Genomic DNA, 24,400 nt, shown 5'->3' with positions numbered 1-24,400 from the left:
CAGTAGCCAGGCACTTGATCGACAGGCTTAGATGAGGGGAGTGATTCCGGAGCGGCTACAGTGACAGCATCCCTTTCAATCCACCGCCACACCCCGAGCCTGACTGCAGGTGACCCTCGGGGGTTGCCGGTACGCGCCGTGGGTTACTGGCGTGACATTGACGGCGTGCCTCCTCAGGCACGGGTCAACCGCACGGCCCATGATAGGGCAGGGCGCGCGATTGCGCAGTGGGACCCGCGGTTGTTTCTGGACGCTTCGGCGCCGCCTAATCTGCAAACGGATTACGCCCTGTCCGGTGCGGTGTTGAGTACCAGCAGCGTCGATGCCGGCTGGCGTGTGGCGCTGTCGGGTGAGGCGGGGCAGCCGCTCCATCACTGGGATGGGCGGGGCTCGCAACGCTGGCTGCGGTACGACACTCAGCTGCGCCCGGAATCGGTGTTCGAGCAAGCAGTGGACGGCGAAGCGGTTTGCACGGAGCGCTTGAGTTACGGCGCAAGCGGTCCGACTTCTGCCGAGCACAACCAATGCGGCCAACTGATTCGCCATGATGACCCGGCGGGCACGCAGCGGTTTACCGAGTTCGGCTTGCACGGCGCGGTGCTGGAGCAGACGCGGCATTTTCTGAAAGCGTTGACGCTGCCTGACTGGCCCGAGCCGATAGTGGATCGCGAATTGCTGCTGGAACCGGGCGAGGGCGCTATCACCCGTTCGCACTCCAACGCATTGGGCGAAACGATCTATCAAACCGATGCCAAGGGGCACCGCCAGTTATTCAGCCAGACCCTCGACGGCCAATTGCGCGCGGTTCGCCTGCAACTCAACGGCGCGTCAATCCCGAAAATGCTGGTCAGCGCCATCACTTACAACGCCCACGGCCAGACCGAACGGGAAGTCACCGCCAATGGCGTGATCACCACGCTGGAGTACAACGCGCAAAATGGGCGACTGACTCGCCTCCTGGCGCAACGCGGCAACGAAGTCCGGCAAGACCTGCGCTACGCCCACGATCCGGTAGGCAATGTGCTGAGCATCGAGGATGCCGCGCAGCCGATTCGCTATTTCGCCAACCAGCGCATCGAACCGGTCAATCGCTACGCCTACGACAGCCTGTCGCAACTGATCGAAGCCACCGGCTGGGAAGCGGGCGGCGCCAATAAGGGTCCACAGTTTTCGATGTTTGATGACCCCGCGCCCCGCGCCAATTACCGTCAGACCTATCACTACGATACGGGCAGTAATCTGCTGGAGCTGACCCACGAAGGTCCGCAAAGTCATGGACATCGACTGGTCGCAGCAGCGCACAGCAACCGCTGTTTGCCGGTGCTGGATGGCGTGGAGCCGGACGAAGAGGACTTCCATCGAGGCTTCGACGCAAACGGCAACCTGCTCAGCTTGCAACCAGGGCAGGCCCTGGCATGGGACCTGCGCAATCAGTTGGGTGAAGTGCGACCGGTGGTACGCGATTCAGGTCTCAACGACCGTGAACATTATGTCTACGGCGCCGACGGCATGCGCCTGCGCAAAGTCCGCGAGACGCTCGCCCATGCCCGGACACTGATCGCTGAAACCCGTTATCTGCCGAACCTGGAACTGCGCAATGACAGCGGCACGGGCGAAGTGCTGCAGGTGATCAGCGTGCAGGCCGGGCGCAGCAGTGTGCGGGTGTTGCATTGGGACTCAGAGCCGCCGAAGGACAGCGCCAATGATCAATACCGCTACCACCTGAACGATCATCTGGGCTCCTGCACCCTAGAGCTCGACGATGACGGTGAAGTGATCAGCCAGGAGCGTTATCACCCGTACGGCACCACCGCCTGGTTTGCCGGACGCGGGGAGGTAGAGGCGAGTTACAGAACGCTGCGTTATTCGGGGAAAGAGCGGGACGCGACGGGGCTTTATTACTACGGGTTCAGGTATTACGTGGCGGGGCGGCAGCGGTGGTTGAATCCGGATCCGGCGGCGGATGTAGATGGGTTAAATTTCTTTGCATTCGTAAGGAACAGTCCATTGCAGTTTGTGGATCCCGATGGGTTGGATCCTATTGATATTTCAAACTCGACAAAAGAACAACGCAAGAAAGTTGGACTTGACGCAAAACGGTCTAGTGTTGGGAAGAAGATGTACGAAAACAGAGTCAGTTGGCGCGAGGATTTTAAGCTTCAAAAGCCAAGTAAAACGGTTCACTCGGTAGGGGCCCGTGAGTGGAATAATTTACAGCTGGCGGAAAACGCTAATTATTTTACAAAGGCGATGTTTCCGAAGGGCTCCCCAAACCAATTAGTTGACTTGTGGAGGACTCGAGAAGACCTGCTTACTCAACTGACAGCGGCACGCTCTGTGGGGGGGATGGAAACCGCACGCATCGGTGTCGGTAACTGCGGCGAGCACGCGCGTATGAGTTTCAAGTTACTTGCCAGTGCGAAACGTACTGATCCAATTGCTCTTGTTAAGGCTGATAAAAACGATCATATGTTTGTCGCTATTGGTGATCACCGTGAAGTCAGCCTAGAGAAAATTGTATTCTCAGATCCATGGGTTACCTTTCCTCAGGCGCATTTAGGAGCTCATGGTTCCTATGCAATCGAGGCTGTCAGAGAGTGGGCTCCCGTGGGGGCCAGTGATCCTGCGCACCAAGTGGACGATGAAATACTAGCTCGCAGTGAGTCATTTAATTATCCCGTAAAGTCAAGGACAAAGGAAAGTGAGGTCTTTGCGTTTTCGGGAATCGATAAAAAAATAGGGATCTATAGTGAGTGGTTTTCTCTCAAGAGTGATTTGGTTGGGCTTGATTACACGGGGGCAGTTAGGGGGAATTGTGCAACTTTTGAAAAATCCCATGTAAAGGATCGATTGAATCATTATCGACGTTACTTGAAAGTCGAGCGGCGAGTGAATCAAAGCACTTTATATTGAGGTTTGCAGAGGTTTTCTTGAAATGAAAAAACCCCGGAGGCGCAAGCCTTCGGGGCTTTTTCATATGGTTTCACCCAACTCTTTGCGGATAGGGAACGCATTGGGCCGGGTGAATTGCTACGGTTTTACTGCGCGATAGTCTTCACCGCAACCCCACGCTCAACCGGCGTCGAGCGCCCGTAGATATCTTCAAACCGCTCGATATCGTCTTCGCCCAAGTAGCTGCCCGATTGAACTTCGATGATCTCCAGCGGAATCTTCCCCGGGTTGCGCAAACGATGCACCGAAGCGATCGGAATGTAGGTCGACTGGTTCTCGGTCAGCAGGAACACGTTTTCATCACAGGTCACCTCAGCGGTGCCGCTGACCACGATCCAGTGCTCGGCACGATGGTGGTGCATCTGCAGCGACAGGCAAGCGCCCGGTTTGACCGAGATGTGCTTGACCTGGAAGCGCCCGCCCATGTCCACCGAGTCGTAGGAGCCCCACGGACGGTAGACCTCACAGTGGTTCTGGGTTTCGCTGCGGCCCTGTTCGTTGAGGGTGTTGACCATCTGTTTCACGCCTTGGACCTTGTCCTTGTGGGCGATCATCATGGCGTCCTTGGTTTCGACCACGACGATGTTTTCCAGGCCGATCACCGACACCAGCTTGCCGTTGCCGTGGATCATGCAGTTTTTGCTGTCCTGGATCACCACGTCGCCTTTGGTGACGTTGCCGTTGGCGTCCTTTGCATTGACTTCCCACAGCGACGACCAGCAGCCGACATCGCTCCAGCCCGCGGTCAGCGGCACGACGCAGGCGCGTTGGGTTTTTTCCATCACCGAGTAGTCGATGGAATTGTCCGGGCAGCAGGCGAAGGTGGCTTCGTCGAAGGTGATGGTGTCGGCATCCTGATGGCTGCGTTCCAGGGTCAGCAGGCAGGTGTCGTAGATGTCCGGATCGTGCTTTTTCAGCTCTTCGAGGAAGCGGCTGGCGCGGAACAGGAACATGCCGCTGTTCCAGAAGTAACCGCCGGACTGGACGAACTCGGTGGCGCGCTTCACATCGGGTTTTTCAACGAAGTGCGAGACGCGGCTGACGCCTTCAGGCAGCAGCGAGTCGTTGGTCGACTTGATGTAGCCATAACCGGTTTCCGGCTTGGTGGCCGGCACGCCGAACAGCACCATTTCACCGTTTTCGGCGGCGACAGTGGCCAGGGCCAGGGCGCGTTGCAGGGCTTTCTGGTCTTCCAGCACGTGGTCGGCCGGCAGCACCAGCATCAGCTCGTCGCGACCTTCACTGACCAGCATCATCGCAGTCAGGGCCACGGCCGGCGCGGTGTTGCGACCGAACGGTTCCATCAGGATGCGTTGGGTTTCCAGTTTGCGCGCCGCTAATTGCTCGTTGACGATGAAGCGGTGGTCCTTGTTGCAGACCACGATTGGCGAATCCATGCCTTCGAACACCAGGCGTTCCAGGGTTTGCTGGAACAGGGTGTGTTCGCCGGTCAGGGCCAGGAACTGCTTAGGGAATTGTTTACGGGAAAGCGGCCAAAGACGTGAGCCACTACCACCTGACAAGATCACCGGAATCATGTTGTTACTCCTTGAATATCGATTGGTTAGAGCTACTGCGTTCTGTCGTTTCACTCTTGTTTTTGTCTCGTGTCCGGATTGGCGCCTCGGTCCAGTGTGGGAGCGGGCTTGCTCGCGAAGGCGGTGTATCAGTCGACATTGATGTTGAATGTCAGACCGCTTTCGCGAGCAAGCCCGCTCCCACAAGGGGAACAGCGTCAATCCGGCAAATGTATTAGCGCGTCGATACCGGGCGTTTAACCCAGACCGGCGACAGGCTGCTGCCGCTGCCGGTGACGTACAGCACCGCGGCTTCACCGCGTTCCAGGGCGACCGGTTTCACGTCGCCGACTTTGGTGGTGCCGTCGTACAAGGCCAGGCTGACCTTCACCGGGTTGATTTCACGCTCGCCGCGACCCTTGGGCGCAACGTTCGGGACTACGTCGGTCTTGCCGTCGGCGGTCTTCAGGGTCAGCGCCTTGTCGCTGAGGTTTTGCACGCGTACCAGGGACTTCTGCTTGTTCTTGAACGGCGGCTCTTCGATCAGTTGCGGTGCGCCGCTGGCGTTGTTGACCAGGGTGTAATAGTGGTCGCCGGCCAGTTTCACCGGCAGGCTCTGGCTACCGACCTTGGCGCTGTAGTCGCCGCCCGGCATGAAGCTGAAATCACTGCTCGCCAGTGGCGCGACGTCGCTCAGGTTGGTGCTGCCAACGGTGGCGCTGACTTCGGCGTTGCTGGCGTTGTAGATGCGCACGAAGGTCGAGCCTTTCGGCGCGACCGGGCCGTACAGGGCGGCGTCGCCAGCGGCGAAAGCCTGTACCGACAGCACGCTGAGGCCGGCAACCAGGGCAAAGCTTTTAGCGAGACGACGAGGAGTTGTAGTGAAAGTCATGGTGTACCTCTCTTTCAGTTTTGCGCCCGGTCGGGCGTCTCGGATTTAGTGTTTGCAGCTACGTTTTGTTGGCGGGCGCCGGCTTGTTTAAGCTCTGCGACCCACTGCGGGTCGGCGTCGCCGATTTCGTTGTTAACAGGCAGATATCGTTCAGGGAACTCCCAGATCAGCACCTGTGGCGGGCTGTTCTTGAAGGCATCGCTTTTGAGGTAGCTGAGCATCGGCAGAATCGGGCCGTGGCCGTCTTCGGCGTAATTGACCACGTCGCTGTTCAGCGCTTGCTTGAGCGCACCCACAAAATTCCAGCTGGGGTTGGCGCTGTAGCTGGTGCCGATCAGGGCCACCGGCACTTCGGTGTTGGCGAACAGCGCGTCGTCACCGGCGGGCTGATCTTGCGCCGCGACCGTATTGCGCTTTTGCAATTGCTCCTGTTTAGGCATCAGGTTTTCGAACAGCGGGTCCAGTGGCAGGAACAGACGCAGGTCGCCCTTGTGGGTGATGGTCTCGGCAGGTTCGGTAACGAAACGCTGCGGCTCGCCGCTCAGCGGGTACTTGTCGGCAATGGTCCTGGCCAGACGGTTGGCGGCGATCTCGGCGCCTTGCGGGGTCCAGTGGGTGTCGGTGCGCAGGAACACTTGCTGGCCATTCTGCTTGGCCTGTTGCAGCGGGCCGAGCAGGTCAGGGGCCGGAATCCGGTCGGTGGCCAGGCGCTGGTGGAAGTCCTTGTAGAGGTTTGCGTGGATGCTCGAAGGTTTCACTTCACCGAGGTGTTCCGGGTACAGGCGCACCTTGGCCGGCACCACTGCCATCACCAGTTGCACGCCTTTTTCCTTCAAGGTCTGGCGTACGCCTTCGACCAGCGCGTAGTTGCCTTGCAGATTCAGCTCTTCGTTGACCACCGGGTGGAATTCTTCATCGCTGTACAGCCACTGGTCGCGACCGAGCACCACGCCCGGACGACCTTCGTTGAACAGTTTGAAATCCAGCGCGGCCCAGAGGTTGGTGCCCAGGCGCTTGATCGGGAACTCGTCGTCGTAGTGCGTTTCCACGGCTTTGCTCCAGCGGCCGTTGAGCACCGTCGCATCGGCGTTGGTGCTGAAACCGAAGAAGCTGCGCACCGACCACAGACCGAGCACCAGCAGGGTCACCAGGAACAGCGCGATGTAGAAGATGCGTAATGAGCGGGTCATGGTCAGATCCCTCAGAACTGGAAGTAAAGGAACGGCGAGAAGCTTTGCGCCGAGAGTTTGAGAATCGAGGCGATGAACAGCAGCAGCACCAGCGCACGCATCACGTAACGCGACCAGTCAGCGGTCCAGTAGGCCGGTTGCACCTGGGCTTCGACGCCGACGGTGTAGCCAGGCTGGTGGATGCTCGCCGGGTTATCCCCAGGCACGGCCTTGATCGTTCCCGGTGTCGCAGCGGCCGGGCCATCAGAGTCGACGTTCACAGCGGGCTTGGTCTTGACCGGAGGCTGATTGCTGTAGAAATCCCGCAGGCCGAAGAACGCCAGGGTCACGTAAGCCACAATCAGGGTTGCCACTTGCAGACCGGTGAGGCTGGCCTGGTTGAGTTCCGACAGCGACCAGTCGCCGAAGCTGAACATCGCGCCGTACATGCGCCCGGCGACGTGCAGGTTTTCCGCGCGGAAGATCACCCAGCCCATCACCACCAGCAGGAAGGTCAGTGCCCAGCGGATCGGGTTGATGCTGCGTGGCGAGGTGTTCAGGCCAATGGCTTTTTCAATCGCCAGCCACATGCCGTGCCACGCACCCCAGACGATGTAGGTGATGTTCGCGCCGTGCCACAGACCACCGAGCAGCATGGTCAGGAACAGGTTGCGGTAGGTCATCAGCGTGCCCTTACGGTTACCGCCGAGGGTGATGTACAGATAGTCACGCAGCCAGGTCGACAGGCTGATGTGCCAGCGCCGCCAGAACTCGGTGATCGACTGGCTGATGTACGGCTGCTTGAAGTTTTCCATGAAACGGAAACCCATCATCAGGCCCAGGCCGATGGCCATGTCGCTGTAACCGGAGAAGTCGAAGTACAGCTGCGCGGTGTACGCCAGCGCGCCGAGCCAGGCATCGCCCGTGGTCGGGTTTTGCAGGGCGAAGCAGTGGTCGGCCACCACCGCCAGGGTGTCGGCGATGAAGACTTTCTTGATGAAACCCTGCATGAACCGCGTGCAGCCCTCGGAGAACTTGTCGAGGGTGTGGGTGCGGTTGTTGAACTGGTCGGCCAGGTCGCGAAAACGCAACACGGGGCCGGCGATCAAGTGCGGGAAGATCGCCACGAACGCCGCGAAGTCGATCAGGTTGCGGGTCGCCGGGGTGTCGCCACGGTAGACGTCGATGATGTAGCTGATGGACTCGAAGACGTAGAACGAGATCCCGATCGGCAGCAGCACGTGGGTCAGGATGAACGGCTCCAGGCCCACCGACGTCATCATTGCGTTGATGCTGTCGACACCGAAGTTGGCGTACTTGAAGTAGCCGAGGATGCACAGGTCGACGGCCACGCCGAGCAGCAGCCAGCGCTGCGCCGGTTTGGTCCTGACCCCGGCGGCCCCGACTTTCAGGCCGATCCAGTAGTTCCACAGCGTGACGCCGGCGAACAGCGCGAGGAAGTCCACACGCCACCAGGCGTAGAACACGTAACTGGCAATCAGCAGCAGTAAATTGCGATAGCGTTGCCCGCTCAGGTAGTACAAGCCGAGAAAGATCGGCAAGAACAAAAACAGGAACACGTTGGACGAAAATACCATCCCGATCTCTCCTTGTTTGAATCAACAGTCAAGGGCCAACGGCCCCCCCAAACCCCCCACGGAAATCCGGAGGGCTAACTCACAAAACATACTTTCGACACCGACCCTGTGGGAGCGAGCTTGCTCGCGATGAGGGAGTGTCAGTCGACATCGATGTTGAATGTCAGACCGCTATCGCGAGCAAGCTCGCTCCCACAGGTTTTGTGTCTGTCTTCAAGAACCCTTGCTGCCCTTTTCATTGGCCGGGTCGTAGACCTTGGTCAGGTCACCGCCGAGGCGGAAGGTCTTGAACGGTTGCATCTTGTGTTTCTTGGACAGCACCTCGGGCGAGCAGGTGTAGAGCGAACAGAACGGTTCGAGCCAGGCGAATTTCGAGTCGACCTTCAGGTCGGTCATGTCCTGTTCCTTGCCGTTCTTTTCCTCGAACTCATCCGGGTCTTTCACCCCGGACAGCACCCGGTCACCCAGGCGTTTCAGTGCGCCATTGTTTTCCTGACGCAAGTCCACGCCGTTGACCTGGGCGAAACTGGCGATCATCGCCAGCGGCGGCAGGGCGTAGTTGTGGTACGCCAGCGCCCGTTGCTGACGCTTGAGTTCGTTGGGCAGATAACCGTCGGCATCGACCTGGTTGGCGCCGACCTTGTATTCCTTCACGGCCCAGTCGAACAGGTCGCGGCGGTTGGTGGCGATGGAGGTGGCCATCACCGACCAGGCGGCCCAGTACGAGTGGTTGTTGGTCTGCTCGAGTGGCAGGTTGTCCCAGTCGCTGACCACCTGGTCGGCCATCTTGCTGAACCAGTCTTCGATCAACTGCGACTCTTGCTGATGGTTGGCCAGCGGACGGGAGTCGGAAAACTTCAGGCGAATGTATGAAGACGCCATGCTGCCCAACGCCCATTTACGCATCGACTTGCCGGTGTGGTTGAAGTCCTTGGACATCAGCGCGTCAGCCTGGGCCCAGGCCGTCAGCCAGCTCAACGTGCATTCCAGTTGTTCCGGGCGGCCGTCACGCATGAACTGCATTACGTGCTTGCTGATGCCGCGCTCGATCTTGGTGATGTCGGCGGTACTTTCGCGGAAGGCTTTTTCAGACTGAACGTTCAAGGTCGAACGGGCCTTGTCCGAGCCTTCGTACTTGCTGCGAAATTGCAGCGAGCCGGTGTAGGGCGTCGGCATCGCATCGCAGCCTTCGCTCTTGTCGCCGGTTTTGACTTTCTCAATCGGTGCGAAGTAACCCTGTGGCGGACGCAATGGCGCCGCTGCTTGTGTGGCGCCAGCAAACATCGCCAGGCTCAACAGCGTCGGTGCCAACAGATGCTTCAGTTTCGGATTTCGCATAGCAGACCTCATTGCCCGGCTGAAGCGGTACGTTGCTCAGCGCCCGGGAATACGTTGCGTTTGCAGATTTTCGCTTCGACTTTCTGTGGTGCGGCACCCGCTTGTTCCGGGCCCTGGACTTCAACGGCCAGCAGGTTCTGCGAGGCCCAGTCTTCGTCCGTGCGCAACTCGAAGGCGAAACGCCCGTCGGTGTCGGAGGTTTCCGGTTTGTCGATCTTGATGTCCTCGTGGCGACCGTTCATGTACCAGAGGGTGGCTTGCAGGGTTTTCACCGAGGTGTCGGCGAAGCGGATGTCGACCTGGTGGCTAGCGTTGCGCAGGTCCATGTTCTTGCTGTTGACCATCAACTCGTTTTTGCCCGGCTTGAGCGTGGCACTGCCGGACATCTGTGCATCCTTGCCTTCGCAACCGTTGTCCAGCAGCGCCATCATCTGGCGGTAGATGGTTTCCTGGTCGAGGCGGTACAGCGGCGAGAATTCCCAGATGAGAATCTTCGGCGGGTTCTTCTGGAACTCGTCGCTGCCCAGGTACTGCAGCATCGAACCTTCCAGGCCGCCGCCGGGGAACGCCACGTTGAGAATGTCGGCACCGATGGCCTCTTCGAGGAAACCGGAGAAGTTGTAGTTCTTGCCACTGTGGGAGGTACCCACGAGGGTGATTTGCGGGTTACCGGATTCGCCGAACAGATCGCCATCGCCCGCTTCGCCCTTCGGCTCGGTGGTGAACTGATCCATGTACTGGATTGCGTAGCTGGTGCCACAGAGTTGACCGGCCATGTTGTGCAATGTTCCGGTCTTGCCCATGCGACCCGACTTTTTGGTCTCGAATTCGCGCTTGGGAATGTCGGCGAACTCAGGCAATTGCTTGACCTTCTCGGCGACGATTTTCGCCGTACGTTGGGCACCATACGGAGTCCAGTGCTGGTCGCCACGGAAGTAGAAATCGTGGGCGGGCAGGGTGTCGGGCAACGACTCGTTGGTCAGCGGTGACAGGTCCGGGACGACATAGCCCATCTGCGCAAAACGACCGAGCATGGACTTGTAGTTCCTCAGCGCCTTGTCGAAGTCGTAGCTGGCTTTCTCCGCCGGGTTGAGCTTGTTGCGGTTCACCAGGCCACGGGTCGGCTGGTACACGACAACCAGTTCCACGCCTTTGCTCTTGAACGCATCGTGCAGTTGTTTCATGCGTTTGTAGCCAGCGGGTGTGGTGTCGAATTCGGTGCGCAAGTCTTCTTGCGTACGGAACAGCCAGTCACCCTGGGCCTGTACCAGCGTGGTGAAGTTCTGCTGATAACGGGTGGTGTAGTTCTTCGCGTCGTGGGCGGCCGGGCACAGGCTGCAGCAGGGTTCGGCAGTGAATTTGGGTGGGCTTACTTTACCGGCAGCTTCATCGGCACGCGCGCCACCGCTGGCCGCGAGAATGCCGGCGGTCAGGGCCGACAGGCTGAGTAATTTGATCAAGTGTGGGTGCATAAGATTATCCTCAGTCCCGCATTTCGGTCTGGCGTTCGACGGGGTCGATCAGCACGGCTTTCTGCTGGCGCACCAGCAGGTCGAGAATTTCATCCTGGCGCTCGCCAAGAATGCCGGTGAAGCTGATACCGCTGGATTTGGTCGGGGCGAGCATGGACACGCGATACAACTCGACACTCAGCGGCGAGTCGATGGACAGCGGGCCGCTGCCGTTGGCCGCCAGCTCTCCGCCGACCACGATCAGCGACACCTGGGCGTCGAACGGGTCGAGCTTGATGTCACGGTCGGTGTTGCTCAGGTCCTTGATGTGCCCGTAGACACCGGTCAGGCCGTTGGCCATGGCGACGTTTTCGTACAGGCGAATGTTCACGCTGTTACGAATGCGGATGCCGTGGCGGCGGTTGCTGACGACTTTGTTGCCCCACAGCAGGTTGTCGGCACTCTCGTAGAGGGTGATGCCGTCGGTGTGGTTCTGGTAGATCTCGTTGTGGGCGATCAGGTTGTTGACGCTGTTACGGTCGATCACCAGGCCCGACAACTTGTTGTCGTAGCTGCGGTTGTTAAAGATGAAGCTGTCGTTGACCTCACGGGAAATAATGATCCCGTGCTTCTTCCTGGTCCCGTACACCGTGTTGTCGGCAATGATCAGACCGTGGGAACGGTCGTGCGGGTCAATGCCGTAGACGATGTTGTCTTTGTAGGTGTTGCCCTTGACCACGAAGTCGCGGGTTTCATAGCAGTAGAAGCCGTACCACATGTCCGAGAATTCGGAGCCGACGATCCAGCCGGTCGGCTCAGGACGCTTGAGCACCTTGGCCATGTTCGGCGTGTACTGGGAAATACTCACGCCGTAGGACTTACTGTTGGCGTAGCCGAAACTGGCGATCTTGCTGTTGGCGATGTAGGTCTCGGTGCCGCCCCAGGACAGCAGGAACGGACGGAATTCCTTGGGCGAAGTGAACGTCGCCGGGCCGTTGTCCTTCTCGCGCCAGCCAGTGATCTTGGTATCGCGAACGAACAGCTGGCCGTCGTTGACCAGGAACGCACCGGCCTCCTGGGACAGACGCAGTTCCTGGGTCTGCTTGTCGATTTCCAGAATGCCGTGACGACCGACCACGATCGGCAACCGGGAGAGGAACACACCTGGCGAGGTTTCGCTGAAGTACTGCTTGGGGACTTTTTTCGCCAGGTCCTTGAGGTTCATGTAGCCGTCGTCGACGAAGATCGCCTGGGGGATGCCGTGCTGACGCACCACCCACTCGGCCATCTTGTTGTCGCCACCGATGAAGTCCTTCAGGGCGTCTTCCTGCATCATCCGGCGCACGCTGATCTTGCCGGCCTTGCTGCGCACGATTTTCGCGGCGATGGCCTCAGCTGTGTAGCCGGAAACGTCCGGCAGTTTCGGCTTGGCCAGTTCCAGCGGCGCGGTCGGTGCGCTGCTGACGGTATAGGTCTTGGCCTGTTGCAGTTCCTTGACCACGGTTGCCGGCTTCGCCGGTTCCACATTGGCCGGCTCTACATTGGCGAAGCCAGTCGCACTGGCCAGCAGCATCGCGCCGGCCAACAGACTGATCGAGCCTTTTCGGGCTGGATGATTCATCTGGGAGACTCCCTTCGCGGTTTGCATCAGAAGCGCCAGATCACGTCTACGAACGCGCGGTGCATGTACGAATCGACTTCCTTGCCGTACGCATCGCCCGGCTTGAACACGCCGCCACGGAAGCGCACCAGGGCCGAAGGCTCATCGATCGCCTGACTCATCGACGCCGGCAACAGGCCTTGCTTGAAGTACTTGGTGACCACCAGGTCCATTTCCTGACCGAGGTCTTTCTCGCCATCGTTCAGCGGCAGGGAAGTGCTGGAGAGGATCGCGCCGGTGACGTCGTCGGTGTTGTTCTCGACGGCGTTGATGCCGTTGCTGCCGACCGGCTTGTTGCCGTCGACGCGCCAGAACTTGTGGTAGATCAGGCTGGCGTCGTATTCGTCGTTGAGCATCCACGAACCGAACAGGGTGGCGCTCTGCATGTTGTTCATTTCGCCACGGAAGGCCTCGCCGAAACGGTGCACGCGCGAACGGGTACCGGTGTAGTTCGAGCGGTTGCTTTCCAGACCGTTCTGTTCGTACTCGGCGCTGGCGCGAGCATAGGCGGCACCGACTTGCCATTGCGGATCGAGGCGCAAACGCACGCCGACATCGGTGGCCCAGCCGTTGAGGTCTTCACCGCGCTTGGCTTCAGCCGGCGACGTGCCATCGGCGTTCAGCGGGTTGACCTTGTCGACGTCGCCGCTCATGCCGGTGATGCTGCCCCAGTAGTTGACGGTGTTGGTATTGCGCCAGTTGTAGGCGTCGCTGTCGGCGGTCAGGCCGAGCCAGCTGATGTCGCCGTTCTGTTTCTTGTCCAGCGAATCGGCCGGCACACCCGGCTCCGGGTAGTCGAGCTTGCCGTTGTCATGGGTGTGATGACCGCGAATGCCGACCCAGTTGCCCGGTGTCCACTGGTACGCGGCATCGGCGTAGGCGTGCAGGCGATCCTTGTCTTGCGGTGACAGTTCCTTGAGGTCGGTACGGTACTCGCTGAAACGTTCGGCGATACCGACGTTGGCGCGCAGCAGGGTAGTGTCGAAGGTCCAGTTCAGGGCTTCGATGTTGGTGTCGCGCCATTGGCCGTCGTCATTGCGCAGGCGCTGGCGACCGAACTTCAGGATCTCGCCGGGGTAAGGCGTGAAGCCGCTGTAGCCGACCCAGAACTCACGCATGGCCAGGTAGTTTTTCTTGGTCTCGCGATCACCGTTATCGGTGTTCTCGGCGCCATCGGATTGTTGCAGGGTGTCGGTCTCGATGATGTCGGTGGACGTCACCGCCTGACCCATGGCGTAGGCGCTCCACGCGCCGCTTTCGCCATAGACCCACGGACGCAGGTCGAGGCCGACGCCATTGACGTCGCCGCCAGGAGCGGTGCCGAGGTCGCGGTCATCTTCGGACTGGCCGGTGATTTTCACGTCCAGGCCGAAGTTCTTGGTTTCTTCAGTCATCGCAGCAAGCGTCGGGCAAGACCAGATCAGCGCGAACGTCAGGCCAATGCCGGCCTTCATGAATGGATTCAACTTCATTGGGATTCCTCGCCATCTTCTTCTTGCAGGGCATGCATTTCCGGTGTGTTCGGGCTCAGGGCACCGCGCACGGCCTGTTCTTGTTTCAACAGGCGTTGGGCTTCGGCCAACCGGTCGGGCGGCAATTGCGTTTGGATTGTTTGCGCAAGCTCGGTGGCTTGCGGAGTGTTCTGGGCCAGGGCCAGTTGGCTGAAAACGTAGGCGTTCAGCGGATCAGGCTTGGTGCCCTTGCCTTGGGAAAACAGTTGGGCAATGGCGAAGTCGGCGCTGTTCTGGCCGTTGCGCGCAGCGGTCAACAGATGGTCGAGGGCCTTCTGCGGATAGACCTTGCCCAGGTAGCCACGGCGATAGATCTGGCCGAGGTAGTAATCGGCAGCGACTTCGCGGCCGACGGCTTTCTGGAAATGCGCTTCGGCGACCTTGGCGTCGGCCGGCACCAGTTTGCCTTCGAAGTAGAGCTTGCCCAGCAACAGCTCGGCGCGGGGCTGGTCGGCGGCGCGGCCGTTGTCCAGGTACTTCATCATCTGGTCGACGTCGCCCAGTTCCGGGAAGTCGTAGAGCAGTTGCGCGAGGGTGACCCACGACGCCGGGTAGCCCGGTGCGATCGGTTCGAGCAGCGACTGTGCGGTCTTCTCGTCGGTCTTGCCCAGGGACGCATCGGCAAGCACGCGGGCGACGCTGTCGACGCGCTGCGCCGAAACGCTGCCTTGGGCATGAGCCGCTTGCATCTGCTTGATCAGCTCGGCCTGTTGCTCTGGCTTGGCCTGTTTCTGATAGACCGTGGCCAGTTCTACGTAGCAGATATCGCTGATGTTGAGTGTGGCTTTGCAGATTTTTTCCACGTCATCCAGATGCTGATCGTAGGTGCCCTGGGTGCGATAGAGCAGCACCTGCGCCAGACCCGCTTCCGGTTTGTTCTCGGCACGCCATTGGCTGATCTGCTGCTGGGCATTCACGTTGGGGAAACTGTGCGGGTATTGCAGGTACAGCATCGCCAACGGGATCAGCGTGTTGCCTTCGCCTGCCGCAGCGGCTTTTTTCAACAGGGTTTCGGCTTCGTGTTGTTCCGCTTCGGTGGAACCGGGCTTGGCCACCAGCAGACGACCGAGGCGTGCCTGGGCGCGCGGCGAAACGCTGGCCGCGGCGCGGTAAGTCGCCTCGGCCTGTTTCATCTGCGCCGGGTCACGGCTGTCGACCTGGATATCGGCCAGGCCGACCTGGGCTTCGCTGTAGCCCAGGTCTGCCAGTTGCCGGTAATTCTGCGCGGCGGTGGTGGTATCGCCACGTTTGAGCGCTTCGTTGGCCAGGCGCTGGTCGGGCAGGCCGGCGCAGCCGGCCAGGCTCACCGCCAATGCCACTGCACACAGAGACCCCATGTGGGAGCGGGCTTGCTCGCGAAAGCGGTGTGTCATCCCACATTGATGTTGAATATTAAACCGCATTCGCGAGCAAGCCCGCTCCCACAGGGGCTGCGGCGTGTTTTGAGTTTTTGTGATAGTCACAAGCATGTCCTCGACTTAAAGACCGACAGCCATGGCTTTGTCGATCAGCCAGTTCAGGTTCGGGCCACGGTCGCTGTTCACTTCCACCGGGCGGCCGGCGAGGGAGCTGTCCAGGGATTCGTCCGGCTGGATCAGCACGCGGATGTCCGAAGACAGGTCGGCGCTTTTCAGGCTAGTGCTGCTGACGATCTTGCCGGTGCGGCTCTTGTCCTCGCCGGCGATCTGGAAGCGCACCGAAGTACCCGGGCGCACGTCACCGAACTGGCGATAGGAGAAGCGCGCTTCAACATTGGCTTCGCTGCCCCGCGGGACCAGTTGGAAGATCACGTCGCCCTTGCTGGCGTACTGACCGTTGGCAACCATTTGCTGGGCCACGGTGCAGTCGCAAGGCGAGGTCAGGGTGCCGGTCATCTGCTTGCCGAACAGTTCTGCAACCTTGGCCGGTTGCAGTTGGTCTTCGTCCAGATGGCCCTTGAGCACGTCGAGCATGCTGGTGCTGAAGGTCGCCAGCGGTGCGCCCTTGGTGGCCACGCCGTCGGCTTTCACCAGGCTCTGCACGGTGCCGTCGCGGGGCATGGTGATGTTCACGCCCGGCACGCTGACCAGACCGGCCTGGGCGTGGCTGACGAAGTACATGCCGTACACCGATTTGAAGACAAAACCGAAAGCAGCCAGACCGACAACGAAGACCCCCAGGCTGAAGGTCACGGCTTTCATGCGGCCGAACGCGGACATGCCGTGGCCGCCGTCCTTCATCTTGCGCGCCTTGGTGAAGTTGTCGCGCTGCAGGGTCGCCAGCATTTCACCCACGCTGACGATGTCGCCAGCCAGGTGCGAAGTGATCAGGTGGCGCAGGGTCGAGATGTCCCGTGGTTCCAGGTTCTGGAACTGGCAGCCGGCGCGTCCGGTCTCGCGGTCGAAGGAGCGGACCTGCAACTCGACGTCCATGGCCAGGCCGAGGTTGTCGATCAGGAATTGCAGGCGGGCCTTGTACACGTCACCGATCTTCAGTGGCAATTGACCGGCGTTGAACGCCAGGCCACCGGCGGACAGGTCGATCACCCGGGCTTCGACCGGCGTCCGGTCAGGGCCGAAGAAACGCAACTTGGCCGGGATTTTCACTCGGGCGTGTTGGCGCTGGGCTTCGGATTCGTGCACTACGTTGGCGTTGACGGCGGTATTCATAGGGGGCGTTTTCCTAGTTAATTCAGGCGAGTTCGGTCAGACCATCAACAGCAGCACGGCGACAAAAATGCTGCCGGCAGAGAAGGTCATGGTCCGAGACGACCAAGTGTTGAACCAACGTTGAAAGCTGGCGAGATCACGGGTCAGAGAAGTGGGTTGGCGGGTCCAGGACTGTTGGTCGAGGCGGAAGAACACGTAGATCTTCACCAGCGCGCCGACGATCTGGTTGTAATAGAGAATCGCCGGGTAGGCCGGACCGATCCGGTGACCGGAGCACGACAGCAACAAGGTCAGGATGAACCGGGTGATGCCGATCCACAGCAGGTACACCAGGATGAACGCGGTGCCGTACTTGAAGCTGGCGATCAACGCCACGGTCAGGCCCAGCAGGGAGGTCCACATCGACACGCGCTGGTCGAACAGCACCACCGAAGTGAACGCACCGAGGCGTTTGATCCCCAGGCCCAGGGCGCGGGAGTTCTGCCGCAGGTTGTTGCCGTACCAGCGGAACATCAGCTTGCGACTGGCCTTGATGAAGCTCTTTTCCGGCGGATGCTCGACGGTGTTGATCGCGGCGTCGGGCACGTAGAAGGTGTCGTAGCCCAGGCGCATCAGGCTGAACCAGCTCGACTTGTCGTCGCCGGTAAGGAACTTGAAACGACCCAGGCGCCAGTGTTGCAGCGAGTCGCTTTCCACGTCGGCGATGAATTCCGGGTTGGTGACCACGGTGGCACGGAACACCGACATCCGCCCGGTCATGGTCAGCACGCGCTTGGACAGGGCCATCGAGCACATGTTGATGTGACGCTGGGCGAAACGCAGCTTGTGCCATTCGCTCATGATGTAGCCGCCGCGCACTTCGCAGAACTCGTTGGTGGTCAGGCCGCCGACGTTGCCGAACAGCTGGAACCACGGCACGGTCTTGCGCACCACGCCTTCGCCGAGCACGGTGTCGCCATCGATCACGGCCACCACGGCGCGGTCATCCGGCAGGTGCCGGGAGATGGCGCGGAAGCCGTAGGCCAGGCCATCGCGTTTGCCGGTGCCGGGAATACGCACGAAGTCGAGCTTGACCCGGGACGGCGGGTTCATCCGGTTCCACAGGCTTTTGACCAGCAGCTCATCGGACATTTCCACGATGGAGCAGACCACGGTGGTCGGCAGGCCGCAGTCGATGGCTTCGCGGATCACCGAGCTGTAGACCTGCGCAGTGGTCAGGGCGTCGATGCGGAAACTGGTGACCATCAGGAACACGTGGGACGGGTCAGCCGCTTTACCCAGCTTGCGCACTTTGCGCCGCAGGTGCGGGTAGACGATGTACAGAAAAATCATGCCGCGCACAAAGTGCGTGGCACCCATCGAGTAGCGCCAGATACCGACGATACCGATCAGGAAAATGAAGTCCTTCGACTCGGAGTCGAACGTGGACACGGGCAACGCCATGGCGAGGCCCATCAGTAAACTCAGGTAGAACAGCCAACCGGCGGCCTGGAGTAGGCCGTGCTTTAGCCTGTGCATAATCGGAATCCTAAAGTCAGTTGCAAGCCCCAAGCTTCAAGCCCCAAGCGAGGAGCTTTGAACTTGCGGCTTGGAGCTTGAAGCTTGCGGCTGCTTTACCAGCAGATACCTTCAGTCCGGCCAGTCACGCTGGTGGCCTTGGACATGAAACCGACCAGGTCGATCACTTGCTTGCCGTGTGGAACGTCCTGCACCAGGGCGCGGAATTTCTCGTCGCGGTTGCCGAGGATGATCACGTCGGAGTTGTTGATCACCGCGTCGAAATCGGAGTTCAGCAAGGACGAGACGTGAGGGATCTTCGACTCGATGTAGTCCTTGTTCGCGCCGTGGACGCGGGCGTACTCGACGTTGCTGTCGTAGATGCTCAGGTCATAGCCCTTGCCGATCAGCATTTCCGCCAGGTCGACCAGCGGGCTTTCGCGCAGGTCGTCGGTGCCGGCCTTGAAGCTCAAGCCCAGCAGGGCGACTTTGCGTTTGTCGTGGCTGGAAACGATATCGAAAGCGTTCTGCACCTGGGATTCGTTGCTGCGCATCAGCGAGTTGAGCAACGGCGCTTCCACGTCCAGGGAACCGGCGCGGTAGGTCAGGGCACGCACGTCTTTTGGCAGGCAAGAGCCGCCGAAAGCGAAGCCTGGGCGCATGTAGTACTGGGACAGGTTGAGGGTCTTGTCCTGGCAGACCACGTCCATCACTTCGCGACCGTCGACGCCGACAGCCTTGGCGATGTTGCCGATTTCGTTGGCGAAGGTGACCTTGGTGGCGTGCCACACGTTGCAGGTGTACTTGATCATCTCGGCGACCGCGATGTCCTTGCGGATGATCGGTGCGTCGAGCTCTTCGTACAGCGATTGCAGAACGTCGCCGGACGCCTTGTCGAATTCGCCGATGACGGTCATTGGCGGCTGGTCGTAGTCGGCGATGGCGGTGCTTTCGCGCAGGAACTCAGGGTTCACGGCCACGCCGAAATCAACACCGGCCTTCTTGCCGGAGCAGTCTTCGAGAATCGGGATGACCACGTTGGCCACGGTACCCGGCAGCACGGTGCTGCGCACGACGATGGTGTGGCGGGTGGTCTTGTCACGCAGGACAAAACCGATTTCGCGGCACACTGCCTCGATGTAGTTCAGTTCCAGGTCGCCGTTCTTCTTGCTCGGCGTGCCCACGCAGATCATCGACAGGTCGGTGTCGCGAATCGCCTCGGCGAAGTTGGTGGTGCCACGCAGACGACCGGTCTGGATGCCCTGTGCCAGAAGTTCGCCCAGGCCTGGTTCAACGATCGGCGATTTGCCGGCATTGATCATATCGATCTTGTCTTTGGCCACATCGACGCCAACGACGTCATGGCCCCGTGCAGACAGGCAACCGGCACATACTGCGCCGACGTAACCCAAACCAAAAATGCTGATGCGCATCGCAATTACCTCTGTATTGATCAAGCCATTAGATGGCCGGAGTTAATGGTGTTCAGCGTGTTTTTAGTGCACTCGCAAGTGTGCCTTACAGGCGCAACAATGCCGTGTGCTGGCATATAAGTTACGAGTGTCTAAATAAATGCACTCAAGGTGTGCGCAACTAGGCCTTGTTGTTATGATTTGCCCTGTTATGCAGCCGATCCTCCTTTCAGAAAGATGCAGGTGCAACGGCCTTGCACGCTTGATGTCAGGCCGAAAGCCCGTGGATCAAGCGGTTTGGTGCTCGGGTGAGCACGTTTATAGGGGCGCTGTCGTGGCCTTGTAGGGGATAGTCATATTGCGTTATCTCCTGTCAGTCTGGTGTTGTCCAAATCAGCGATCAGGTGAGTGTTACAACTTCGCTACATGAATCGCTTATCGGCGTAAGTTATCTCGTACACGCTCGGCGAGAATCGTTACCGGTGGTATGAGCGGCGCGTTTGGACATAGTTCCAGTCCGCTCATCGTCAAATCTGAAATTTCTTGAAATATTGAGAAAGATGGCACTGCTCTCAAATTGATAGCACTTGCCGTTTCGCCCTTTATATATAGGCGGATCATCGGGTGGGATATTTTTTTGCCACTACTGTTAAAAAAAGTCAGTGCCACTACGCAAAAAAATGTTCGAAGTCGAGTGAAACTAAAGTTAGAAAATCGGGCGATGTATTTTTGGCGCCATAAATATGGCGAAAAGGCGGGGAAGGCTGAAGTGAATCAAGGGTCGGCGCACGAGAGTTGTGGAGGTCGTGCGCCGACTGGATGCATCACTCTGGTGCGTGATCGCGCAGAAACACCAGATTGTCCGGTTTGGATTGTTCGGCGCTGTAGCGATAGCCTTGAACGTCGAACTGCTTGAGGGTGGCCGGGTCGTTGATGCGTTCTTCGATGACGAAGCGGCTCATCAAGCCGCGGGCCTTTTTCGCGTAGAAGCTGATGATCTTGTACTGGCCGTTCTTCAGGTCCTTGAATTCGGTATTGATGATGCGCGCGTTCAAGGCGTTGCGCTTGACCGCCGAGAAGTACTCGTTGGACGCCAGGTTGAGCAGCACGTCATCGCCTTGATCGACCAGGGCTTCGTTCAGCCATTCGCTGATGCGCGTGCCCCAGAAGGCATACAAATCCTTGCCCCGGGCGTTGGCCAGCCTGGTGCCCATTTCCAGGCGATAAGGTTGCATCAGGTCCAGCGGGCGCAGCAGGCCATAGAGGCCCGAGAGCATGCGCAGGTGTTTTTGGGCGTAATCGAAATCGGCTTCGCAGAGGGTTTGCGCATTCATGCCGGTGTACACATCGCCCTTGAAGGCCAGCAGCGCCTGCTTGGCGTTTTCCGGGGTGAACGCAGGCGTCCAGCTGCCGAAACGCGCGGCGTTGAGCCCGCCGATCTTGTCGGAGACGTGCATCAACTCGCTGATTTGTGCGGGCGTCAGCTCGCGCAATTGCAGGATCAACTCCTGGGAATGGTCGAGGTACTGCGGCTGGGTGAAGCGCTGGGTCGCCGGCGGTGTTTCATAGTCGAGGGTCTTGGCGGGTGAAATCACCATCAGCATGAAGTCGTCTCCTTTAATCGTGGCGGCGATTCTAGGGGGTTGTCGGTGTTGACTCCAGCTATCAGGGTCATAGTTGATCAGCGGTTCGCCACAAACCTGTGGGAGCGGGCTTGCTCGCGAAGGCGGTGTATCAGTCGACATTTTCGGTGAATGTCATACCGCATTCGCGAGCAAGCCCGCTCCCACAGTGGTTCAGTGTTGCTGCAGGAGGTGTGCCTGGATCAGCTATAGTGCCGCGCGGGTTTTGTTATGGAGACATCCCATTGCGTATCGCTTTTCTCATCTCGATCTGGCTACTGAGCTTTGGCGCCATCGCGGCACCGGGCGAGGTGGCGACGCTCGATCGCAGCACCTGGCCGGAAAAACTCGGTAACCCGACGCTGTTCGACGTCGCGTCGAGGGCCGAGATCCTCATGTTTTCCAGTGTGCTGTTGGTCAGCGAGGCGCTGGATGAACCCGCCCTGGCCCAGCGCCTGGGCCTGCGCACGATCAATCTGGAGTCGGTCAACCGGGTTCGCCAGCGCATGTGGCAACGGCTGCTGGCCAACTACAACTTCGCCCAACAGAGCTGCGACCAGGATGCCTCCTTCTGTTTTCTGGTCGAAGACCTGCCCACCCTGCGCGAGCAAGCTGCCAAATTCCAGGTCAGTACAGACAGCTATTACATCAAGTGGGCCGAGCCGAGCCGTGTGTTCCACACCCAGTACCTGGACGAACAGTTGCGCAAGGCTGCGCTGTTCCCGCAAACCAGCAGCGAAGTCGATCGTTTTGGCGACTATGAGCGCAGCGGTGAGGGGATGCATGACCGGCTGTTTCTGCTGACCTTCGACAGCGCCGCCAACGCCATGCCGGATAACACCGCCTGGGTCAGCGAGTACTTGCGCAAGTCGAACATGAGCGGGACGTTCTTCGTCCTCGGCAAGGACATCCAGGCGCGTTTGGCCGAGCATTCGGTGAGTAACCTGCAAGCGACCTACTCGAGCCAGTGCATCGGCGTACAAGGCTGGGAGTTCCGCTCCCACAGCCACTGGCAGGACTGGCAGGACTCGGTGCACCGCAGCGCCGAACTGGTCAAAAGCAAGTTGCCGGAGAACTACGTGCCCCTGTTCCGTCCGCCCGATGGCCAGCGCCGTTCCGATGCCGAAGGCTTCTTCAAGACTCAGGGCCTGCAGGTAGCGCTGTGGGACATCGACGCCCAGGACGGCGCCGGCAAACTCAAGGGCAACCCGAGTGCGCAACGGGTGCTGACCCTGATGCTTCTGTGGCGGCACGGGGTGATCAATTTCAATGTGAAACAGGATGCAGTGAAAACGGCGTTGCCGTGGCTGGTCACGCAAACGGCGCCTGTCGGGATCGGCTGGGAAGATTGCCAGGATGCGTTTCGCTGAAAACGACAAAACCCCGTAAACATTGGGTTTATGGCGATTCTGGAGGGGGATTCGTTGCAGGTGGACTTCCGACTTTAAACGGGTGATGGCAGTCCGCCAAGTGCTATTGGTCAATCTGCAAAATAAACTTCAAAAAAGCGTCAAAGTACTTTTTTCTGTCACACGTTTTGGAGTATTACGAAGACAGACCGCCGAAACCTGCAACACAGGTGGCGTCTTCCAAGACCCCGCATGTATGCAGAACACTTGAGTCCCCGCAGGTGTATTCGGCAGTCACTTCGAGGCGCAGCACCGTCAAGGTATTGCGTCGAATGGCTCCCACAAAGGTGACCGAGTATGGATGATCACGGACGTAGCTCTTCTTCCAACCAGCCAATCCTTTATGTACTCGATACCAACGTATTGATTCACGATCCAAACGCGCTGCTTAACTTCGAAGAACACCACGTCGCGATCCCGATGACCGTGCTTGAAGAGCTCGACAAGCTCAAGAGCGGGCATCACAGCGTAGCCGCCGAATGCCGCCAGGCCATCCGCCTGATCGACAAGACCCTGGGCGATGCCTCACCCGAGGATGTCGAGCAGGGTGTGCCGATCCAGCGTGGCAAAAGCGGACCCAAGGGTTTGCTGTCAATTCTGATGAGCAAGCATGCCGAGCCGAACCTGATTCTGCCCGAGCACCTGAATGACAACAAAATCATCAATCAACTGATCGACCTGCACGCGCGCGACCCGAAGAAGCCCGTGGTGCTGGTCACCAAAGACATCAACATGCGCCTCAAGGCGCGCGCCTGCGGGATCGCGGCCGAGGACTACAGCACCGACCAACTGGTCGATGACGTGTCCTTGCTGCCCAACGGCTACCACAACATGACCGGCTCTTTCTGGGACCGCGTGAGCAAGGTCGAAACCCGTCAGGACCACGGCCGCACCTGGCATCAGGTGCAATTGATCGACAACCTGCCAGCAGTGCACGTCAACGAATTCATCATTGATGAACAGGGCTTTGTCGGCTGGATCAAGGAGATCGAAGAGGACCGCTTGCTGATCCTCGACCTGCACCAGGAACCGCTGCTGCACCAGGAAGCCTGGGGCCTCAAGCCGCGTGATATCTATCAGAGCCTGGCGTTGTACGCCTTGCTCGATCCGGACATCCACCTGGTCAACCTGTCGGGTGCCGCGGGTTCGGGTAAAACCATCCTGGCGCTGGCCGCTGCGATCGAGCAGACCATGGTCAGCAAACGTTATCGCCGCATCATCGCCACCCGCAGCGTGCAGGGCCTGGACCAGGAAATCGGCTTCCTGCCCGGCACCGAGGCGGAAAAAATGGAGCCGTGGCTGGGCGCCATCACCGACAACCTCGAAGCCTTGCACATGGATGACGAAAGCACCCATGGCAGCGTCGACTACATCCTCAGCAAAGTGCCGTTGCAGTTCAAATCCCTCAACTACATCCGGGGCCGCAGCTTCCAGCAGAGCCTGATTTTGATCGACGAATGCCAGAACCTAACGCCGCACCAAATGAAAACCATCATCACCCGTGCCGGCGCCGGTTCCAAAGTGGTGTGCCTGGGTAACCTCGCACAGATCGACACCCCTTACCTGTCCGCGACCAGCTCCGGGCTGACCTACCTCACTGAACGCTTCAAGGACTTCCCGAACGGGGTGCACATCACCCTGCAAGGGGTACCACGCTCGATCCTGGCCGAATACGCCGAATCGCATTTGTAACTGTCCATCGGAACCGGGCGGCCCTACAGCCG

The 24,400-nt window shown here is 59.5% G+C and carries 16 protein-coding genes; 3 read left to right on the top strand and 13 right to left on the bottom strand.

All coding sequences use genetic code 11. The features are described from left to right. Positions 1–138: 138 nt before the first annotated feature. Complete coding sequence (locus tag AC3IT6_RS24075; protein ID WP_489353290.1) at positions 139–2,913, top strand: RHS repeat domain-containing protein; 2,775 nt, start codon at positions 139–141, stop codon at positions 2,911–2,913. 125 nt (positions 2,914–3,038) lie between these two features. Here AC3IT6_RS24075 and AC3IT6_RS24070 read toward each other — a convergent pair whose 3' ends face one another. The 13 genes from AC3IT6_RS24070 to yaaA form a co-directional block, all read right to left on the bottom strand. Continuing rightward, positions 3,039–4,490, bottom strand: a complete 1,452-nt coding sequence (locus AC3IT6_RS24070) for a mannose-1-phosphate guanylyltransferase/mannose-6-phosphate isomerase (protein ID WP_353741551.1) — start codon at positions 4,488–4,490, stop codon at positions 3,039–3,041. A 214-nt stretch (positions 4,491–4,704) separates the two neighbouring features. Further along, positions 4,705–5,361, bottom strand: a complete 657-nt coding sequence (locus AC3IT6_RS24065) for an alginate O-acetyltransferase AlgF (protein WP_150726844.1) — start codon at positions 5,359–5,361, stop codon at positions 4,705–4,707. Between the two features lie 14 nt (positions 5,362–5,375). Then, entirely contained in the window at positions 5,376–6,551 is a 1,176-nt protein-coding gene (locus AC3IT6_RS24060; protein ID WP_489353288.1) for an alginate O-acetyltransferase, read from the bottom strand. A gap of 11 nt (positions 6,552–6,562) precedes the next feature. Next, the gene (locus AC3IT6_RS24055; RefSeq protein ID WP_489353286.1) at positions 6,563–8,128 is read right to left on the bottom strand and encodes an MBOAT family O-acyltransferase; all 1,566 of its coding nucleotides are present in this window, start codon (positions 8,126–8,128) and stop codon (positions 6,563–6,565) included. Positions 8,129–8,341: 213 nt separating this feature from the next. After that, the gene (locus AC3IT6_RS24050; protein WP_489353284.1) at positions 8,342–9,466 is read right to left on the bottom strand and encodes a mannuronate-specific alginate lyase; all 1,125 of its coding nucleotides are present in this window, start codon (positions 9,464–9,466) and stop codon (positions 8,342–8,344) included. Between the two features lie 8 nt (positions 9,467–9,474). Continuing rightward, complete coding sequence (locus AC3IT6_RS24045) at positions 9,475–10,938, bottom strand: alginate O-acetyltransferase (RefSeq protein ID WP_489353282.1); 1,464 nt, start codon at positions 10,936–10,938, stop codon at positions 9,475–9,477. A gap of 10 nt (positions 10,939–10,948) precedes the next feature. Then, positions 10,949–12,538, bottom strand: coding sequence for a mannuronan 5-epimerase AlgG (gene algG / locus AC3IT6_RS24040; RefSeq protein ID WP_489353280.1), 1,590 nt, complete (start codon positions 12,536–12,538; stop codon positions 10,949–10,951). Between the two features lie 26 nt (positions 12,539–12,564). Further along, a complete protein-coding gene (locus AC3IT6_RS24035; protein WP_489353278.1) occupies positions 12,565–14,049 on the bottom strand; it encodes an alginate export family protein in 1,485 nt (494 codons plus the stop codon). Then, positions 14,046–15,557: an alginate biosynthesis TPR repeat lipoprotein AlgK gene (gene algK, locus AC3IT6_RS24030; protein ID WP_489353276.1), complete on the bottom strand. Its 1,512-nt coding sequence runs from the start codon at positions 15,555–15,557 to the stop codon at positions 14,046–14,048. Before algK ends, AC3IT6_RS24035 begins: the two co-directional genes overlap by 4 nt. A gap of 9 nt (positions 15,558–15,566) precedes the next feature. Beyond that, positions 15,567–16,736, bottom strand: coding sequence for a PilZ domain-containing protein (locus tag AC3IT6_RS24025; protein WP_489353274.1), 1,170 nt, complete (start codon positions 16,734–16,736; stop codon positions 15,567–15,569). Between the two features lie 36 nt (positions 16,737–16,772). Beyond that, on the bottom strand, positions 16,773–18,254 hold the full coding sequence (alg8, locus tag AC3IT6_RS24020) for a mannuronan synthase (protein ID WP_489353272.1): 1,482 nt from the start codon (positions 18,252–18,254) through the stop codon (positions 16,773–16,775). A gap of 95 nt (positions 18,255–18,349) precedes the next feature. After that, positions 18,350–19,666 (bottom strand): nucleotide sugar dehydrogenase, encoded by a 1,317-nt coding sequence (locus AC3IT6_RS24015; protein WP_223459840.1) that lies wholly within the window; start codon positions 19,664–19,666, stop codon positions 18,350–18,352. Between the two features lie 803 nt (positions 19,667–20,469). Continuing rightward, positions 20,470–21,249, bottom strand: coding sequence for a peroxide stress protein YaaA (yaaA, locus tag AC3IT6_RS24010; RefSeq protein ID WP_489353269.1), 780 nt, complete (start codon positions 21,247–21,249; stop codon positions 20,470–20,472). A 263-nt stretch (positions 21,250–21,512) separates the two neighbouring features. Here yaaA and AC3IT6_RS24005 point away from each other — a divergent pair, with 263 nt between their 5' ends. Next, positions 21,513–22,637, top strand: a complete 1,125-nt coding sequence (locus AC3IT6_RS24005) for a polysaccharide deacetylase family protein (RefSeq protein WP_489353267.1) — start codon at positions 21,513–21,515, stop codon at positions 22,635–22,637. Positions 22,638–22,973: 336 nt separating this feature from the next. Beyond that, on the top strand, positions 22,974–24,368 hold the full coding sequence (locus AC3IT6_RS24000; RefSeq protein ID WP_007993255.1) for a PhoH family protein: 1,395 nt from the start codon (positions 22,974–22,976) through the stop codon (positions 24,366–24,368). Positions 24,369–24,400 lie beyond the last annotated feature (32 nt).

Source organism: Pseudomonas sp. KH_017, assembly GCF_057840285.1.
The sequence above is the reverse complement of the archived record's forward strand: the minus strand, read 5'-3'. Positions and strand labels throughout refer to the sequence as shown.

Coding starts and splice junctions, on each gene's coding strand:
- AC3IT6_RS24000 (WP_007993255.1), top strand. CDS start 22,974: ATGGATGATCACGGACGTAGCTCTTCTTCCAACCAGCCAATCCTTTAT.
- AC3IT6_RS24025 (WP_489353274.1), bottom strand. CDS start 16,736: ATGAATACCGCCGTCAACGCCAACGTAGTGCACGAATCCGAAGCCCAG.
- algG (WP_489353280.1), bottom strand. CDS start 12,538: ATGAATCATCCAGCCCGAAAAGGCTCGATCAGTCTGTTGGCCGGCGCG.
- AC3IT6_RS24055 (WP_489353286.1), bottom strand. CDS start 8,128: ATGGTATTTTCGTCCAACGTGTTCCTGTTTTTGTTCTTGCCGATCTTT.
- AC3IT6_RS24015 (WP_223459840.1), bottom strand. CDS start 19,666: ATGCGCATCAGCATTTTTGGTTTGGGTTACGTCGGCGCAGTATGTGCC.
- algK (WP_489353276.1), bottom strand. CDS start 15,557: ATGCTTGTGACTATCACAAAAACTCAAAACACGCCGCAGCCCCTGTGG.
- AC3IT6_RS24035 (WP_489353278.1), bottom strand. CDS start 14,049: ATGAAGTTGAATCCATTCATGAAGGCCGGCATTGGCCTGACGTTCGCG.
- AC3IT6_RS24045 (WP_489353282.1), bottom strand. CDS start 10,938: ATGCACCCACACTTGATCAAATTACTCAGCCTGTCGGCCCTGACCGCC.
- AC3IT6_RS24070 (WP_353741551.1), bottom strand. CDS start 4,490: ATGATTCCGGTGATCTTGTCAGGTGGTAGTGGCTCACGTCTTTGGCCG.
- AC3IT6_RS24065 (WP_150726844.1), bottom strand. CDS start 5,361: ATGACTTTCACTACAACTCCTCGTCGTCTCGCTAAAAGCTTTGCCCTG.
- yaaA (WP_489353269.1), bottom strand. CDS start 21,249: ATGCTGATGGTGATTTCACCCGCCAAGACCCTCGACTATGAAACACCG.
- AC3IT6_RS24050 (WP_489353284.1), bottom strand. CDS start 9,466: ATGCGAAATCCGAAACTGAAGCATCTGTTGGCACCGACGCTGTTGAGC.
- alg8 (WP_489353272.1), bottom strand. CDS start 18,254: ATGCACAGGCTAAAGCACGGCCTACTCCAGGCCGCCGGTTGGCTGTTC.
- AC3IT6_RS24060 (WP_489353288.1), bottom strand. CDS start 6,551: ATGACCCGCTCATTACGCATCTTCTACATCGCGCTGTTCCTGGTGACC.